This is a genomic window from Paraburkholderia rhizosphaerae, from assembly GCF_004366595.1.
GTDB classification, from domain to species: Bacteria; Pseudomonadota; Gammaproteobacteria; order Burkholderiales; family Burkholderiaceae; genus Paraburkholderia; species Paraburkholderia rhizosphaerae.
Genome location: NZ_SORE01000020.1, coordinates 79,014 through 94,415 on the forward strand (window position 1 = coordinate 79,014; position 15,402 = coordinate 94,415).

Here is a 15,402-nt window from a genome sequence, read left to right on the forward strand (position 1 = left end):
CAGAACGGGCGCTCACGCTAGCCGGCGGAATGCGCAGCCTTATACGACGGCGCGTCCAATCGCGCGGCGGCTCGCGTCGCTTCGTGCGAGCGCCTCGCCGACGCCGCATCGGCGTGGTTCGAAATGGCCGCGATCGTCGCCCCTTCGCGTAGCGTGTGCGGCAAGGTCAGCGACAGCGAAGCGTCCGCGTAGGTGCCGTCGATCCGCGAAATCAGCCGGCGCCATGCGGCGCAGCCGATCTCCCGATTCGGCGAACCGATACTCGCCAGCGGTGGCGCGAGCAGTTCGCCCATTGCGAGGCCGTCGAAACCGAGAATCGACATGTCGCGCGGTACGTCGAAGCGCGCGCGGCGCAGCCCGCGCATCACGACCATCGCGAGCAGATCGTTGCTGCAGAAGAGGGCGGTCGGGCGCTGGTTGCCGGTCAGATGCGCGAGCACCGAAGGCGCGAGTTCGTTCGCGTTGAAATCGATTTCTAGCGCGGGGGCGGGCGTGAGTCCGGCCTGTTGCATCGCCTGCGAGTAGCCGACGTGGCGCAGCCGCGCGCGGTCCGATGCGGCGAGTGTGCCGGCCAGCATCAGGATGCGCCGGTGACCGTGCGCGATCAGCATACGCACGCCTTCGAACGCGGCCAGGCGATTGTCGACCGACACCGATGGGCGGCGCACGGTGTCGTTGTGCATCAGCACGTAGAGCATGCCAGCGTGGTCGAGTTCGTCGAGCAGCGGATGGGTGTCGGCGTCCGCGACGGTCAGGATCAGACCTTCGACGCGCTGCTCGCGCAGCGTCTCGATTGCGTGGCGTTCGCGCTCGGCGTCGTATTGGGTGGTCATCAGCATCAGCCGGAAGCCTTGCGCGGCGGCAAGCTCGTCGATTCCCTGCAGGCATTCGGCGAATACGGGGTTCGCGATGGTCGGCAGTACGACGCCAATCAGGCGGCTGCGTTCACCGCGTAGCTGGCGGCCGAGCGGGCTTGGCCGGAAGCCGAGCGCTTCGATCGACTGGCGGACTTTTTCGAGCGTCACCGGGTTCACGGTGTGCGGCGCGTTGATGGCGCGCGAGACCGTCGCGATCGAGAATCCCGCGTGCGCGGCGACATCTTTGATGGTCGGAGTCATCGTGTCGGCAGGTTCGTGTAAACGTTTTCACTGGCCGATTATCGATAGGGAATATGACGAAGGCGTGACGTGCGACGGGCTGATACGCCGTTTTGGTGCGGCTTGCCGTGCGATGGTAGAATCCCGTCCGCCCTGCCGGGGTGATGAAATTGGTAAACATAGCGGACTTAAATGATTGAGTGCCTGGTCGGAAACGGCCAGTGCAGAACCCCTCAAATTCGGCGAAACCCCTGGCCGGCCCTGAGCCGCCGCGGCAACGCCGAGCCAAGCCCGCCGGCGCTCACAAGGCGAAGGTGCGGAAGGTGTAGAGACTAGACGGGGGGCGCCTAAGGTGGTGCGTGGTGGTGGCCGATTGATGTGTTAGCGGAATCGGCGCCGCGGCGTGCGGCGATGGCGAAGGCATAGTCCAGCGCACGAACGGGAATGCCGAACGGTACTTGCCCGGCGTCGAAAGACGTGGTGTGAAGAAAATCCGCCGCTTAACAGCTTGCCGGTTCGAGTCCGGTCCCCGGCACCACTTCTGGTTTATCAGAGGGTTAATCAGCCCGCTACTTTCCCCAGTCATACAGGGGGGAAGGCTCATCAAGGTCAAGCGGGCCTAAATCCTTTCAGCATCAGATCGACATCGACCCTCAGCAGGAGCTGGGTATTGCGTACCGCTCGAAATAGCGGTGAGCGCCGATCGCGCGTAGCACGGTGAGTGCGAAACTGGAATTCACCGATTCGTCGCATTCGACGCGGAGCGCGGCGCGTCTTCAATGCCGGAAACATCAGGCGCGTCCGCCGGCAGCCTGACATGCCGGAGACTATCGAGCGCCGCCTTGCGTTCGATTTCGGCGGCCGCGCGTGTCGTGAAGATCTGATACACCGCATCGATCAGGACGTCCTGCTCCTTCATTTCCTTGTCATTGAAGAAGGCCATGTGCCCGATCACTTCGCCCCGGGTGCCGAAGATAGGTATGCCGTAGTAGCTCTCGTATGCCTTGTCCCGCGGAAACAGCTTGCCGACACCCGACGCATGAAATACAGGACGGCCATTGCTATACACGGCTTCGCATGGCGTGCCCGCAAGTTCGAATTCGATGTTTTCGCGGAAATCGTCGCGAAGCCAGTACGCGAGCGTCTGGGCGCTTCTGGGCGGCCAGCCGATGCACTCCGTTATGAAGGCGCACGGCACATCGAGCGCGGCAGCAAAGTGACGTACCAGTGCACGGAAAAAGGCCTCCCCGCCCATGCCAGCCGTACCTTCCACAATGTGCTGCAGCACGCGCTCGATATGCTTCACCCGCGTGATATCCGTATCAAGCGCGACGATACGCAACGGCTTCCCGCTTGCATGACGAATCACCGTGCCAAGCGAGCTCACCCAGCGATACTGACCGTCCCGGTGCAGGAGTCGGAACTGATGTTCGAACTGGCGCTCGTTTCCTTCCATGCCGCGCTTCAGCCTCGCATCGACGCCCGCGAGGTCAAGCGGATGGATATGCCCGCGCCAGTTCTCGATCGAATCCGGAAACTCGTCGTCGCCATAGCCGAGCATGCATTTCCAGCGTGTGGATGGAATGAACTCGTTCGTCTGGAGATTCCACTCCCATGCGCCGTCGTCCGCGATACGCATCGCGAGTACGTACCGCTCCTCGCTGTATTGCAGCTCGACCGCAAGCGCCGAGCGCCTGGCTTCGGCAGCGTCCAGTGCGTTACCTAGCGACTTTTCCCTGTTCCGAAGTCGTTCGACGGCGCGCTGCACGGCCACCAGTTCGTCGGCTGTGTTACCCGACGCATCCCGGGCGGCGACGTCGCCAACCGTATGCAGAATTGCCCGGAGCGGACGACACAAGCGGCGCTCAACCGCCGCGGCGAGCACAACCAGCACCACTGCAAGCGTCGCTGCAACGACAACCAGAAGACCCGATCGCAGATGTCCGGCAACCCACGCGGGAACGGGACTGGTAGCAAGCCCGACGAGTATGAGCAGCGCACACGCGGTAGCCGGCCAGATCAGCTTCCATTTGAGACTCATGCGAAGGGCCCCAATATCTTGCGCCGAAGAGAATGCCACTGTTCCCAAAGATAGGCGAACATCCCGCGCTGCACCAGCGTGCCTCGCCGGGCGGCCTGTTGATGGGCGAGAAAAGCCGGGAGAAAAATTCGACGCAATCGTGACGGTTTCGTGATGACTATCGACCACAGTAACGTTCATTCGTATCGGCGACGAGGGCGCTCAGATGCGTGTCCCTGCCATATCATTCGCTGCAGCGCAGTCCGTGCCGGCCTTGCCGGGCATCGGCCTGCGCCCGCCTCACTATCAGCAGATCCTGCGGGAACGACCGTGCGTCGGTTGGTTCGAGGTTCATAGCGAAAACTACTTTGGCGCGGGCGGTCAACCCATTCACTATCTGGAGCGTATCCGTGACGCGTATCCGCTGAGTCTGCATGGCGTCGGACTCAGCCTCGGATCGACAGGCCGGCTCGACACGGATCACCTCCGGCATCTGTGCGATCTGGTCTCCCGGGTTCAACCCGGACTCGTGTCCGAGCATCTGAGCTGGGGGCGTGTCGGATCGAACCATCTCAACGACCTTTTGCCGTTGCCCTACACGGAAGAGGCGCTCGATGTCGTGTGCGACCACATCGACGAAGTGCAGGAACGTCTTCGCCGGCAGATTCTCGTTGAAAACATCTCGAGCTATCTTCAGTTCTGCCATTCGACTATCCCGGAATGCCAGTTCATCGCGATCGTCGCCCGGCGCACGGGTTGCGGCATATTGCTGGACGTCAACAACCTTTATGTGAATCAAGCGAATAATGGCGTCGATCCCGTTGGGTATCTGGACGCGTTGCCGGTCGACGCGATCTGCGAAATCCATCTTGCCGGCCATGAACGTGTCGGCAGACTGCTTCTCGACACCCATGGCGCGCGGGTCGCGGCCCCGGTCTGGGAACTGTATGCGCGGGCGCTCGACCGCTTTGGCCCGGTTCCCACCCTGATTGAATGGGACACCGACATCCCGCCGCTCGAAGTGCTGCTCGAGGAATCCAGCCACGCCGCGGCAGTCATGAGGACACACCATGCATTCGCTTCATGATTTACAGGCCGCCTTTGCGCGCGCGGTTCTTGAGCAGGATCCGTCTGGAATCGACTGGACCGTCTGCGGTGACGACAGGCAAGACCGGCTGGCGGTCTATATCGGCAACACGCATCACAATCTTCGTGAAGCGCTGCGCGCCGTCTATCCCGTCGTTGACAGGCTCGTCGGCGAGCCGTTCTTTGACTACGCGGCGAACCGCTACATTCGCGACCATCCATCGCAAAGCGGTGATATCCAGCGTTTCGGCGACAGCTTCCCGGCTTTCCTCGATCATTTTCCGCCCGTCGCGTCGCTCAGCTACCTCGCCGATACAGCGACACTCGAATGGCTCGTGCACGAAGTCTTCCATGCAGCCGACCACGCGCCGCTGCCGCTGTCGGAATTGTCGAGCCTCGCCAGTGCGAAATGCTCAACCCTACGCTTCAGGCTACATCCTGCATGCCGTCTGTTGGCATCGCCGTTCCCGGTGCTGAGGATCTGGCAAGTCAACCAGCCCGGATCGCAAAGCGACGAAAGCATCGACGCGAGCGCCGGCGGTGATCGGCTTCTTGTCCAACGTGCCGGCTTCGCTGTGAATATCCAGGCGCTAGCGGCCGGTGAGTTCGCGATGTTGCAGGCACTGCGCGAAGGGCAAACCGTGGACGACGCCTATGAGCTCGCGCTGCGGCAGGCGCCGGCCTTTGCACTCGGCGAATTTATCGAACGCCGCATCCTCGACTCGACCATCGTCGGCTTCGCTCTTTGAGCGCTAGCACGCCAGCACAGTGCTTATGCCATCGCGAGGTCGACAGTGAAGGTAGTGCCAAGACCCGGCGTGCTCTCGACGCGAATCCGCCCGCCATGCAATTCGATGATGCGGCGCGTGATCGCAAGCCCAAGGCCCGCGTTGCCTGCGTCGCTGGATTCGCCTCGATCCGCGCGATAGTAGCGATCGAAAACATTGCCGATATCGTCGTGATGGATGCCTCGTCCTGTATCGCTCACCTGAAGCTCGACCCGGTCTCCGGTCCGACGGACGCCGACGTTGATCTCACCGCCGGCCGGTGTATAGCGCATCGCGTTTTCAATCAGGTTCTCAAGCACGCGTTCCATCATGCCAATGTCGGCGCGGATGGGCGGACAATCGGCGCACACGCTCGCGCTTAGCCTGAGGTCCCGTTTGTGGGCACTGAGCGCAAACTTCTGGACGACGTCCTGCGCAAGTTCGCTGATTGGAAATGCCTCGACCTGCAGCCTCACCTCGTTCGCCTCGAGTTTGGTGAGATCGAACAGGTCCCGCACGAGCCTCGCGAGCCGCTCGCAATGCTTCACCGCGATCTGCAGATACCGGTAGCGGTCGTCCTGGGACAATCCTTCGTCCCTGATCAGCACCATCTCGAGATACCCCTGCATGGATGCGAGTGGTGTTCGAAGATCATGAGATACGTTGGCCAGCAGTTCGCGTCGCTGCCGGTCCACCTGCTCAAGCTGCGCGAGTTGGGTTGCGATTCGCTCCGACATCTCCTGAAACGCGCCAATGATGCGCCCGATCTCGTCGTCATTGCCGTTTTGCGTATCGACTCGAATCGGGTGCGCGAAACCACTGGCCCGGAATGCTTCAATCGCGCACGCGAGTCTGCGAAGCCTGAGTGTGAGAAAGCGGAAGACGACAAGCGCGGCGATCAGGCTGAATACCACCGTGCCGACCACCAGATTGGCCACCAGTTCGAATAATCGCTGCGTCTCGAACATCCGTTGCGACGTAACAATCATGATGGCGCCGATCGCGACGAATACGACCATCAGCGAAATCGCGAGACGACCATACAGGGTGGCGAACAGTCGGGAATCAGTGTTCGGGCGCATTGCGGAACTTGTAGCCGACGCCCCATACCGTCTGGATGTATTCGGGCGAGTTCGGATCGATTTCAATCTTCGCGCGCAGCCGGTTGATATGCGAATTCACCGTGTGCTCATAGCCGCTATGGGTATAGCCCCACACCTGATCGAGCAGTTGCCCGCGTGTAAAGACGCGACCTGGGTTCTGCGCGAAATGAAGCAGCAACTGGAACTCCTTGGCCGTCAACAGGATCGGCGTACCACGCACGATCACGTCGCGCTTTTCGACGTCGATCTTCAGATCTTTGCATTCGAGCAGCGTGTGCTCGCCGGCGGTCGTATTGGCGAGCATATCGACGAGCCGGAAAATCGCCTTCACACGCGCAACGAACTCCAGCACGCTGAACGGTTTCGCGAGATAGTCGTCCGCTCCCATTTCGAGGCCCAGCACCCGATCGAGCTCGGTCGATCGCGCCGTCAGCATCAGGATAGGCGTATAGCGGCGTTCCGAGCGAAGACGCCGGCAGATCTCGAGGCCATCGACCCCTGGCAGCATCAGATCAAGCACCACCAGCTCGTACGGCCTGGCAAGCGCTTGCGCGAGTCCCGCCCGCCCATCGTTGAGTACCGTCGTCTCGCAGGCGAGCCCCGCGAGTTGCATGCGCACGAGTTGGGCGATGTCGTTGTCGTCTTCGATCACCAGAACGTTGCGAGACATGACGGCCATCCTCACTGAACTGTCAGGCGCACGGCACTGCCTGCGAGAACGGGCAAATGCGTTTGTGTCTAGATCATTCTAGATCGCCAGCGCGGTCTGTCCAGCGCGCCCACGCGTCGTGACAAAAATTTGACTTTCGGGCGATAAAGCCGTGAGCAGCGTTTCGCACACTTCATCCCGGGACACAGGCAATCGCGCCTGACCTCATCACCACCCTGGAGGAAGCATCATGAACAGCGAACGCATCATTCAAGGCGCCATCGCGAGTCTGCTCGCCATTGGCGTCGCGACAGCGAGCACGGTCTCGTTTGCCGCCGGCGACTTCGAGAAGTGCGCAGGCATCGCGAAGGCCGGCAAGAACGACTGCGGCACCAGCAAGAGTTCATGCGCCGCGACCGCAAAGACGGACCGTGACACGGAAGCGTGGATTCTCGTTCCCAAGGGCACGTGCGAAAAGATCGCCGGCGCTCATCTTCAGATGTCCGAATTCGCGAAACCCGGCGGAAAAAGCGGTGTTCTCAGTCCCGCCGCCAAAGCGGCCGCGGCAGGTTGATATCGGCCGCCCCGTCCCGGCGCCGCAACCAGTCGCATGTGGCGCCTCCTGACCCATGGCTGGGTTCATCACGACCCCGAGGTTCCAAAATGAAGATCTCATCGCCCCTTTCCGCGACGCGCGACGTTGAACCCCCGAACGTCATGCACAAGGCAATTTCGCTGTACCGTTCGGCGCTGCGCGCACTGGAGTTCGCCACACCTGTGCTCGACCTCGGCATTCGCATCGCCATCGGCCTGGTGTTCTTCCAGTCTGGGCTCACCAAGCTCGCGAGCTGGTCTTCCACGCTCGCACTCTTTCAAAGCGAGTATTCGGTGCCGCTTCTGCCGCCCGTGCTGGCTGCCTATCTGGGCACGGCCGCCGAACTGGGCTTGCCAATTTTTCTCGTGCTCGGGCTCGGCTCGCGATTCGCGGCATTCGGGCTATTCATCTTCAACATCATTGCCGTGATCTCTTACCCGGGGCTGGGGGAAGTCGGTCTGCGCGATCACCAGTACTGGGGGCTCTTTCTGCTCGTCACGCTGCTGCACGGCCCAGGCAAGCTGTCGCTCGACTACCTGATCGGCCGCTGGCTCGGTCACACGTCGTCGCGCTGCTAACTACGGCGCAGCTGTCAGCGGGCGCCGGCCAGCGCGCGCCGCGTCCGGCGGCGTCCGATCCGCCGAAGCGCATTTGGGCAATGGCTCTTGCGGAGCAATCTCATGGGCAATGTCATCCCTGGCGCGACCACAGCGACACTCGCCGCGCTCTGCGCGCTCGCCGTGGGCGTTGCGATCCGGCGCGGGGCGTCCTGCGCCGTGGCTGCCGTCAACGAGATCATCGACGAGCGCAAATGCGGGCGTCTGCTGGCTATCCTCACGGCGTTCATGCTCGTGCCAGGCGGTCTGTTCATTGCGAAATCGCTCGATGCGCTGCCATCTCTTCCGGCTGGCGCGCCGGTGACTCACGCGGCGGTCTTGGGAGGCCTGCTCCTTGGACTGGGCGCGTCGGTGAACGGCGCGTGCGCGTTCGGCACGATCGCGCGTATTGGCGCGGGGCAGTGGAGCTACGTCGCAACACCGATCGGCTATTACGCGGGCTGTCACATCGCCGCGCGTGGACTTGCGATTGCGATCCCATTTCCCGTGCATGATTCACCGGCTCTATATGCGCCTGCTTCCATCGTGGTGTTGCTCGGTGTGATATCCGCAATGCTTGCAGCCTGTGCGCTGCACTCGCGCCACGCAGGATCGACGACGGGCATGCGATGCGCGAATCCGGATGACGGGCATCGCGTTTCGTGGTTGCCGCGCGGCGCAACTGCCGCAATCGGTATCACGTTCGTGCTGCTGTTCGTGCTCGATAGCGTCGGGACATCTGCCGATACGCTCGCCGATCTCGCACAGGGTCGCCCTGGTGGCGCGACGGCCTCGCGTGGCCTGCTGTTCGGTGCACTGATCGTGGGTGCCATGTCAGCCCTGATCAAACGCGCAATGCGCGGCGAACACGCCAGCGGGACGCGCGTCACACCATCGCAACTGGTGCGCTGTTTGACTGGCGGTGCGTTGATGGGCTGGGCAAGCCTGATGATTCCCGGTGGTAACGATGCGCTCGTGCTGCTGGCGATGCCTCTCTTGCGGCCTTATGCGTGGGTCGCGTTTGCAGCGACAGGTTTCGCGATCGGTGCGGCGTCGTTGTCGCGCCGACTGTTGTGCGTGCGCCGGCAACGCAAAATGACGGAGCTTGCATAAGCCATCTGCCTCATCGGCAGTCTCATTGTGATCGACAGCTTGAACGATGAGATGGAGCTCGCGGTCCGGTTGTTGTGACAGAAAAGTGAACTCCGGGCGACGCGTGTGTGAGGAGCGATTCGCATACTACCTGATAGACCCAGGCCGCTCCGGTCGATGGGTGCGTAAGGAGATGACATGGAAACCGGGAAAAACATCGTGATCGTCGGCGGCGGCTTTGCCGGTACGACGCTCGCACAGGCCCTCGAAAGGCGCTTGCCTGCGCCCTATCGGGTGGTGCTCATCAGCGACGAAAGCTTCACCACCTTCAATCCGATGCTAGCTGAAGTCGTCGGCGCCTCCGTCTTTCCTGAGCAGGTGATCGTGCCGATTCGCCAGATGATCCAGCACTCTCGCTTCATCATGGCAACGGTAGAGGACATCGACTACGAGCGCCGGACCATACGTGGCACGACGCTGGCCGGCACTCGCGAGATCCCCTTCGAGCACCTGATCTTCGCGTTCGGCACGCGTGCAAACCTGGAACTCGTATCGGGCATGAAAGAACACGCGTTGCCGCTCAAGATGATCGGCGATGCGATGTTTATCCGCAATCAGGTTCTGCGACGGCTCGCATGTATCGAACTGGAATCGGACCCGGCGATCAGACGGCGCCTTGGACATTTCATCGTGGTGGGCGGCGGATTCTCCGGCGTCGAGGTAGCGGGCGAACTGGCCGACTACCTCCACAGCGTGCGGCACTTTTACAAGCTCGTACGCGACGAAGAACTTGCCGTCACGATACTTCACGATGGAAACCGGCTATTGCCCGAAATGCCGGAAGCGCTTGGCGTGATGACTGCGCAGCGAATGGCGGAAAGGGGCATCGACGTCCGGCTCGGCGCGCGTGCATCGCGTGTCGGCGCGCAAGGCGTTACGTTGCAGGACGGCGAGTTCCTGAGCGGTTCAACGGTGATCTGCACGATCGGCACGAAACCCAACCCGTTGATCGAGCGGCTGGCGGCGCGCATCGCCTTGCCTGTCGAGCGCGGCCGGATCGCGACGCAAGGCGACATGAGCGTGCCGGGCTTTCCCGTCTTCTGGGCAGCAGGAGACTGCGCGCTGGTGCACAACGAGGCGACCGATCAGCCGTCGCCGCCGACAGCCCAGCATGCGGTCGCACAGGCACATCAACTCGCGGACAACCTGGTGCGCCGTCTGGCGGGCAGACAGACCCGCCCGTTCGCATTCGTGGCCAAAGGCACGATGGCGACCATCGGCCACATGAAGGGTGTCGCGTCAATCTACGGGATACGTTTGACCGGCCTGCCCGCATGGCTACTGTGGCGTGCCTTCTATCTCTCCCGGATTCCGACGCTTGGCCGCAAGCTGAGGATCTTTGTGGAATGGAGCTGGAGTATGTTCTTTCCGATAGACATCACCCACCTGCGCTTCACGCGCTCGAACGAGGCCGATGAAATCAATGGCCACGTGCCGCCTCGCGGCATGCCGACCGATGCGAGCGCACGCAAGCTGTAACGGCTGGGTCGCGCGAGATGATAAGCGCAGCGCGTTTATCTCGGGCATCGAGCTTTACGTCGATGGCGCGGTGGCAAGGAGCCACGCGGCCGTCACGAAATCTGCTGCACTTCGCTCATTAAAAATGATGAATTTAACGCGATAAAAAAGCTTGCATTCCACGGGCGGAAAACTATCTTGAGTTAACAAAACGACTCCAGGCTCGGCACCGGAGGAGACCCATGCCGGCTACCCGTATGATGATTGCGCGTCGCGCGGGCGTTAGCGTCGCCACGGTAGACCGTGTGCTGCGCGACGACCATGGGGTTCGCCCTGAAACCGCTGAACGCGTCCATCTCGCGCTTGCGACGCTGCGTGACGAGCGGGCAAGCCGCGGCCGGCCCGCGAAGACGACTTCATTCCGGGTCGCCTTTGTTCTGCCGCAAATCAACTCCCGCTTTCTCAACCAGGTCGAGCGTGATGTCGCGCTGTCGGCGAGCTTCTTTCGCGAGCATCGCATCGTCCCGTCGTTCTATCGTTGCGACCAGTCTAGCCAGCGCGACGCAACTTCCCTCGCCGGGCAACTGATTGACTACGATGCGCTCGTGCTGGTGCCGCTCGATTATCCGTGGGTCGAGAGGATGATTCAGGACATGGCCGATGCAAACGTGCCGGTGGTCACGGTGTTCTCCGACTTGCCGTCGAGTGCTCGCGCCGCATACGTCGGTGTCGATAACCGCGTCGCGGGACGAATTGCCGCGCTGCTCATGGGGCGCTTCATCGGCTCGCGCATCGGTACTGTGGCCGTGTTGTCCGCGTCGTCGCGGCTACACGATCAACTCGAGCGTCGCATCGGCTTCTCGCAGGTTCTCGAAGAGGATTTCCGCAACCTGCGCTGGGTCACCGAACCCGATTTCACCGAAGACGACGAGAGCGCGGGCCTCGCTGTGCAAGGGCTGATTGCCGGACACCGCGATCTGGTCGGCGTATATGCGACGGGCGGCGGCATTTCCGGCATTGCATCCGCGTTACAGGAATTGGGCAGCAAGGCGCGCGTCGTTCTGATCGGCCACGAATGCACCAGCGACACCCGTGCGCAACTCGCCGAGCGCGCGATTGACGTGATCCTCGATCAGGACGTGCGAGGCATCGTCCATTGGGCGGGCCTTGCAGCCATCAATCTGCTTAACGACGTGCGTGGTACGCCAGGTATCCCAACCCCCGAAACCCGAATTTATCTTCGTGAGAATGCGCGTGCCTGACACTCGCGACGCGCGGACGATGTGCTGAATCCGCCGAAGCCCGAATACAGCGCCCGGCGCATGGGCACTGTCTGTTATCAGGTTGGAGACCCGAGGAAGACAAGGAGAAGACAAATGTTACGTCTTACGTCAGCAAGGGTGATCTCGACGCTCCTGGCGTCGATGGGGCTTTGCTTCGCATCGGCCGCACATGCGCAAGCCAAACAGTTGACGTTGTGTTGGGCCGCGTGGGATCCGGCCAATGCACTCGTCGAATTGTCAAAGGACTTCACAGTCAAGACCGGCATCAATATGAAGTTCGAGTTCGTGCCGTGGACGAGCTACGCGGACCGCTTCCTCAACGAGCTCAATTCGCACGGCAAGCTGTGCGACCTGATCATAGGGGACAGCCAATGGATTGGCGGAGCGGCCGTCAATGGGCACTATGTGAAGCTCAACGATTTCTTCGCGAAGAACAAGATATCGATGAACGATTTCGTTCCGGCAACCGTGGTCGGCTACGCGGAGTGGCCGAAAAATACGCCGAACTACTGGGCGTTACCGGCGATGGCGGACGCAGTCGGGTGGACGTATCGGAAAGACTGGTTTGCAAGACCTGAACTGCGTGCCGAGTTCAAACAGAAGTACAAACGCGAGCTCGAGCCGCCCACCACGATGGATGAACTCAAGCAGACAGCGGAATTCTTTCAGGGAAGAAAAATTGATGGAAAAACCGTGTACGGCGTCTATATCTTCACCGAGCGCGGTTCGGAAGGCATCACGATGGGCGTGACCAACATGCTCTACAACTATGGCTTCGAATATCAGGACCCCAGGAAGCCTTATCACCTTGAGGGCTTCGTCAATTCGCCTGGCGCAGTCAAAGGGCTTGAATTCTATAAGGCGCTTTACAAGTGCTGTACCGCGCCCGGCATGACCAACGCGTATATGCAGGAAGGGCTCGACGCGTTCAAGTCCGGTCAGGTCGCGATGCAGATGAACTGGTTCGCGTTTTTCCCTGGACTGTATAAAGACCCGAACGTCGGCGGTGACAAGATCGGTTTCTTTGTCAATCCGAAGGAAGTCAAGCAGTTCACGCAGCTTGGCGGACAGGGCATATCGGTCGTCTCGTATTCGGACCACAAAGCGGACGCGCTCGAATACATCAAGTGGTTTGCGCAACCCGACGTGCAGAAGAAGTGGTGGCAACTCGGCGGCTATTCGGCGGCCAGGTCGGTCGTCGATGCACCGGACTTTCCAAAGAGCGCGCCGTTCGCGCCGGCCTTCCTGAAGTCCATGTCGATCGTCAAGGATTTCTGGGCGGAACCCGCGTACGCCGAGTTGTTGCTCGACATGCAAAAGCGCGTGCACGACTATGTGGTAGCCGACAAAGGCACCGCGCAAGAAGCGCTCGATCTGCTAGTCAAGGACTGGAACAAGGTCTTCAAGGCAGAAGGAAAAAACTGAAGCTGAAACAACCTTAACGTGCGGAACGCCGGGCCGAATGGCCTGGCAGATTCCGTATCAAGGAGTCAGGCATGTTGGCAAACAAGCCTTTTCCTGCAGAAGGGTTGGGGGCGAAAACGCACGCGCGCGCGGCGGCGCGCCTGCGCGGACTGTCCGATCGGACCATCGCCTGGCTATTTATTCTCCCGACCATCGTTCTGCTGCTCGCGATCAACCTCTTTCCGCTGATCTGGGCATTACGGTTGTCGTTTACCAACTTCAAGTCGAACATGCCTAGTGTGCCGGCGCGTTCCGTCGGCATCGACAACTACACGGACATCCTGACTGATGAAGACATCTGGTATGCGATGCAAGTCACCGCGCGCTTCGTGTTCTGGTCGGTCGGACTCGAAGTGTTGCTTGGGTTCGGGCTTGCGTTGCTGATCAACCGGCAGTTCCGCGGCCACAGCTTCTGGACGACACTGATCCTGCTGCCGATGATGCTGTCGCCCGCCGTCGTCGGCAACTTCTGGACATTCATACTGCAACCTCAAACGGGCCTCTTCAACGACATCGTCAGCTTTTTCACGGGCATTCCGCCTGGCTCGTTCTCGATGATCGGTGATGTACCGCTCGCGCCGTGGACCATCGTGATGGTCGATACATGGATGTGGACGCCTTACGTGATGCTGATCTGCCTCGCCGGTCTACGCTCGATTCCCGATTACATCTACGAAGCGGCCGAAGTGGATCGGGCTTCGCCATGGCGCCAGTTCTGGTCGATCACGCTGCCGATGACGCTGCCGTTCCTGATGCTCGCCATTCTGTTTCGAGGCATCGAGAACTTCAAGATGTTCGACATGGTGAATCTGTTGACATCGGGCGGTCCAGGTTCCGTGACGGAAACCGTGTCGATCACACTCAAACGCGCCGCATTCGAGAAGTGGCAAACGGGTTATTCGTCCGCGCTCGCCATCATTCTGTTCGTCGTCGTATTCGGCGCCGCGAATATCTATGTGAAGGCACTGAACAGGGTGAAACAGCGATGACAGACCTTGCCCTTCAACAATCCGTGGTGGCGGCTTCGCCGCGCGGAAAGACTTTCGCCGCTGTCGTCGTGATCGCGTATGCGCTGATCGCGGCATTGCCGATCGCGTGGATCATCCTGACGAGCTTCAAGACTCAGGAGGACGCAATTGCTTATCCACCCGTCGTGATGTTCCAGCCATCACTGGAAGGCTACGTGAATCTGTTCACGATCCGTTCGCGGCAGACGCCGGAGTTCATCGCGAGCCTGCCACCCGCGCAGACCTGGTATGACCGCGATGTGCGCAAGCGCAATCTGGTGATCGCCGGGCCGTCGAAGGTTGTGCCTCGTTTTATCAATTCGCTCGTCATCGGCTTCGGCTCGACGTTTCTCGCGGTATTTCTCGGCACGCTCGCGGCGTATGCATTCTCGCGCTTCAGAGTACCGATGGCCGACGATCTGCTGTTCTTCATTCTGTCGACACGGATGATGCCGCCGATTGCCGTCGCGATTCCAATCTATCTGATGTACCGCGCACTTGGTCTGGCGGACAGCTATCTGGGCATGATCGTGCTGTACACGGCGGTCAACGTTTCGCTGGCCGTGTGGTTGCTCAAGGGCTTCATCGACGAGATCCCGCGCGAGTATGAGGAAGCCGCGCTGGTCGACGGTTACACGCGTCTGCAGGCGTTTATCAAGGTGGTGCTGCCGCAAGCGATCACCGGCATTGCGGCCACCGCCATCTTCTGTCTGATCTTCGCGTGGAACGAGTACGCGTTTGCATTACTGCTGACGAGCGGCGACGCGCAGACGATGCCGCCATTCATTCCGTTCATCATCGGCGAGGGCGGCCAGGACTGGCCGGCCGTCGCGGCCGCGACGACCTTGTTTGTTCTGCCGATCCTGTTCTTTACCGTCGTGCTACGTAAGCACCTGTTGCGCGGCATCACTTTCGGAGCGGTGCGCAAATGAAAGTGCAATCGACCCTGCCACGTCGGCGTCTATTTCGCCGGCGCTACTGCGAAGGTGCTTCGACGGTGCTGATCGGCGTCGGCATCGCGATGCTGGTTCAACCGTTCACCGTCGCTCTCTATACGTGGTCGTTTCCCGTCATCCTGGTGGGCGCGCTGGCGTTCGTCGTGACAAGTCACTTTCCGGACTGAGC

Annotated in this window: 15 protein-coding genes; 11 read left to right on the forward strand and 4 right to left on the reverse strand. The window is 60.9% G+C overall.

The annotated features are described in order from the left end of the window. Positions 1-17: 17 nt before the first annotated feature. Together BX592_RS23720 and BX592_RS23730 are read right to left on the reverse strand one after the other, a co-directional pair. Positions 18-1,118 carry a LacI family DNA-binding transcriptional regulator gene (locus tag BX592_RS23720; RefSeq protein WP_134195135.1) on the reverse strand — a complete coding sequence of 367 codons (1,101 nt, stop codon included), beginning with the start codon at positions 1,116-1,118 and terminating at the stop codon, positions 18-20. 715 nt (positions 1,119-1,833) lie between these two features. Further along, positions 1,834-3,138: a PAS domain-containing protein gene (locus BX592_RS23730; protein WP_134195137.1), complete on the reverse strand. Its 1,305-nt coding sequence runs from the start codon at positions 3,136-3,138 to the stop codon at positions 1,834-1,836. Between the two features lie 205 nt (positions 3,139-3,343). On the opposite strand from BX592_RS23730, the gene bufB reads away from it, so the two are divergent. Next, complete coding sequence (gene bufB / locus BX592_RS23735; RefSeq protein WP_134195139.1) at positions 3,344-4,204, forward strand: MNIO family bufferin maturase; 861 nt, start codon at positions 3,344-3,346, stop codon at positions 4,202-4,204. Then, positions 4,188-4,952 (forward strand): HvfC/BufC N-terminal domain-containing protein, encoded by a 765-nt coding sequence (locus BX592_RS23740; RefSeq protein WP_134195141.1) that lies wholly within the window; start codon positions 4,188-4,190, stop codon positions 4,950-4,952. The genes bufB and BX592_RS23740 overlap by 17 nt, the downstream gene beginning before the upstream one ends. A gap of 23 nt (positions 4,953-4,975) precedes the next feature. Here the strand turns inward: BX592_RS23740 and BX592_RS23745 are convergent, their stop codons facing one another. After that, positions 4,976-6,052, reverse strand: a complete 1,077-nt coding sequence (locus BX592_RS23745; RefSeq protein WP_243849701.1) for a sensor histidine kinase — start codon at positions 6,050-6,052, stop codon at positions 4,976-4,978. Continuing rightward, on the reverse strand, positions 6,036-6,743 hold the full coding sequence (locus tag BX592_RS23750) for a response regulator transcription factor (RefSeq protein WP_134195143.1): 708 nt from the start codon (positions 6,741-6,743) through the stop codon (positions 6,036-6,038). The genes BX592_RS23745 and BX592_RS23750 overlap by 17 nt, the downstream gene beginning before the upstream one ends. Before the next feature lie 229 nt (positions 6,744-6,972). Between BX592_RS23750 and BX592_RS23755 the strand changes: the two genes are divergently transcribed. The 9 genes from BX592_RS23755 to BX592_RS23795 all read left to right on the forward strand — a co-directional run bounded on the left by BX592_RS23755 (position 6,973) and on the right by BX592_RS23795 (position 15,400). Beyond that, positions 6,973-7,296, forward strand: a complete 324-nt coding sequence (locus tag BX592_RS23755) for a BufA1 family periplasmic bufferin-type metallophore (protein WP_134195145.1) — start codon at positions 6,973-6,975, stop codon at positions 7,294-7,296. Between the two features lie 143 nt (positions 7,297-7,439). Beyond that, entirely contained in the window at positions 7,440-7,895 is a 456-nt protein-coding gene (locus BX592_RS23760; RefSeq protein ID WP_208327966.1) for a DoxX family protein, read from the forward strand. 102 nt (positions 7,896-7,997) lie between these two features. Then, complete coding sequence (locus BX592_RS23765; protein WP_134195149.1) at positions 7,998-9,026, forward strand: YeeE/YedE thiosulfate transporter family protein; 1,029 nt, start codon at positions 7,998-8,000, stop codon at positions 9,024-9,026. Positions 9,027-9,203: 177 nt separating this feature from the next. Further along, complete coding sequence (locus tag BX592_RS23770; protein ID WP_134195151.1) at positions 9,204-10,544, forward strand: NAD(P)/FAD-dependent oxidoreductase; 1,341 nt, start codon at positions 9,204-9,206, stop codon at positions 10,542-10,544. A 221-nt stretch (positions 10,545-10,765) separates the two neighbouring features. Next, the gene (locus tag BX592_RS23775) at positions 10,766-11,785 is read left to right on the forward strand and encodes a LacI family DNA-binding transcriptional regulator (RefSeq protein ID WP_208327967.1); all 1,020 of its coding nucleotides are present in this window, start codon (positions 10,766-10,768) and stop codon (positions 11,783-11,785) included. Between the two features lie 114 nt (positions 11,786-11,899). Then, positions 11,900-13,231: an ABC transporter substrate-binding protein gene (locus tag BX592_RS23780; RefSeq protein WP_134195153.1), complete on the forward strand. Its 1,332-nt coding sequence runs from the start codon at positions 11,900-11,902 to the stop codon at positions 13,229-13,231. 71 nt (positions 13,232-13,302) lie between these two features. Next, positions 13,303-14,259 carry a carbohydrate ABC transporter permease gene (locus BX592_RS23785; RefSeq protein WP_134195155.1) on the forward strand — a complete coding sequence of 319 codons (957 nt, stop codon included), beginning with the start codon at positions 13,303-13,305 and terminating at the stop codon, positions 14,257-14,259. Continuing rightward, the gene (locus BX592_RS23790; protein ID WP_134195157.1) at positions 14,256-15,209 is read left to right on the forward strand and encodes a carbohydrate ABC transporter permease; all 954 of its coding nucleotides are present in this window, start codon (positions 14,256-14,258) and stop codon (positions 15,207-15,209) included. Before BX592_RS23785 ends, BX592_RS23790 begins: the two co-directional genes overlap by 4 nt. Beyond that, positions 15,206-15,400: a hypothetical protein gene (locus BX592_RS23795; protein ID WP_134195159.1), complete on the forward strand. Its 195-nt coding sequence runs from the start codon at positions 15,206-15,208 to the stop codon at positions 15,398-15,400. Before BX592_RS23790 ends, BX592_RS23795 begins: the two co-directional genes overlap by 4 nt. Positions 15,401-15,402 lie beyond the last annotated feature (2 nt).